This window comes from Marinomonas sp. SBI8L (assembly GCF_001624705.1).
In the GTDB taxonomy this organism is placed as follows: Bacteria; Pseudomonadota; Gammaproteobacteria; order Pseudomonadales; family Marinomonadaceae; genus Marinomonas.
Genome location: NZ_JSEO01000031.1, coordinates 1 through 1,325, shown reverse-complemented (window position 1 = coordinate 1,325; position 1,325 = coordinate 1). Strand labels below are relative to the sequence as shown.

Annotated in this window: 1 protein-coding gene; it reads right to left on the bottom strand. The window is 38.6% G+C overall.

Annotation, left to right across the window (positions count from 1 at the left end):
• Nucleotides 1-54: 54 nt before the first annotated feature.
• Nucleotides 55-1,218, bottom strand: a complete 1,164-nt coding sequence (locus tag OA91_RS23735; RefSeq protein WP_063340074.1) for an IS256 family transposase — start codon at nucleotides 1,216-1,218, stop codon at nucleotides 55-57.
• Nucleotides 1,219-1,325: the final 107 nt, after the last annotated feature.

Sequence of the window (1,325 nt, the reverse complement as noted above, 5' to 3'; positions counted from 1 at the left end):
GGTACCGTCCCAATAAGTGTGTCTACCTCTCGTTAACTCTTCTGTTTCATCTCATCAATTAAACAAGTTACTTTTAATTAATCGGCTCACCGGATGGCGATAAGTTGAGCTGTTCATATCAATAGCGACTTTGCTTAATAAGGTCAATACAGACTCAACTGTTGGCATTGAATTTCTGATTTTTATTGTTCTTTTAAAGCTTTTGTTTAACCTCTCTATCCAATTAGTTGTATAGATCATATTTCTGATGTCATATTCGAAATCTAGATAGGTGGCGTAATATGAGAAGGCGTCAGCATCTTTGAAGAGGGTTAATTTAGGATATCTGGTTTTCCATTTTTGATAAAACTCATGCGCTCTTGCCAGCAATAATACTTTGTTATCTACTTCATTATCTAACTGGAAAATATAAGCCAAGTCCGCTGCCATTTCATTCCTATGCTGCTTTTTGGTCTTTCTTAAAACTTCACGCTTTAAATGTAAAACACACTTTTGAATAGGTGCTGAAAAGTGTTGTTCTAGGGCTCCATCAAGTCCTGTTAGGTTATCTGTCACAAACAGATCTGTTTGCTTTAAGCCTCGCTGTTTTAAATCTTCACAGATCTCTTTCCAATTACTTGAGGACTCAGTTGGTGCATTGTAGATGCCAATCACTTCTCTCGTCATATCAGGCAAAACAGCTAACACGATGTAATAGGCTTCACTGGATACTCGTTCACGCTTGGTTTTAATGAAGGTCGCGTCAAGGTAGATGATAGGATAATACGACGCCAGCTCCCTTTCTCTAAACTGCTGCATAGCATCAGACAAGCTAGTAGTGACACGGGATATCTGGCTTTTAGATAAGTGTTGACCATAAATACTTTGGGTGATGGATTCGATATCGCGAGTTGTTAACCCCTTCGCATAGAGCTCAAAACAGAGTTCATTCAATGACTCACTTTGATATTTCATCACATTCAACAACCAGGGTTTAAATTGACCCAGTCGATCACGCGGTACTTGAAGGGATAGTGAGTCACCAATACCGAGTCCATTGACTGCACGATAACCATTGGCTTTATTTCCCGTTTTTGCAGACTCAAGATAAGTACTTCTTTCAGCTTTCATCAAACTGTTTAACGCAATTTCCATTAGTTTATTTACCCCCTCAGGTTGTGAGGTAAGTTGATCAACGGCTGCTTGTATCTGTTGCTTATTTAGCTTTAAATTGTCCATAGTCTCTCTTTGTTAAATTTGTTCGTTTTTTGGTCGAAACAGAATTAATTTAACGAAAGAGGGGCGCCTTTTATATACCCCTTAGACACACTTTATGGGACGGTATG

What these genes read in the sequence shown, in the direction of transcription:
- OA91_RS23735 (WP_063340074.1), bottom strand. Translation starts at nt 1,218, where the DNA reads ATGGACAATTTAAAGCTAAATAAGCAACAGATACAAGCAGCCGTTGAT.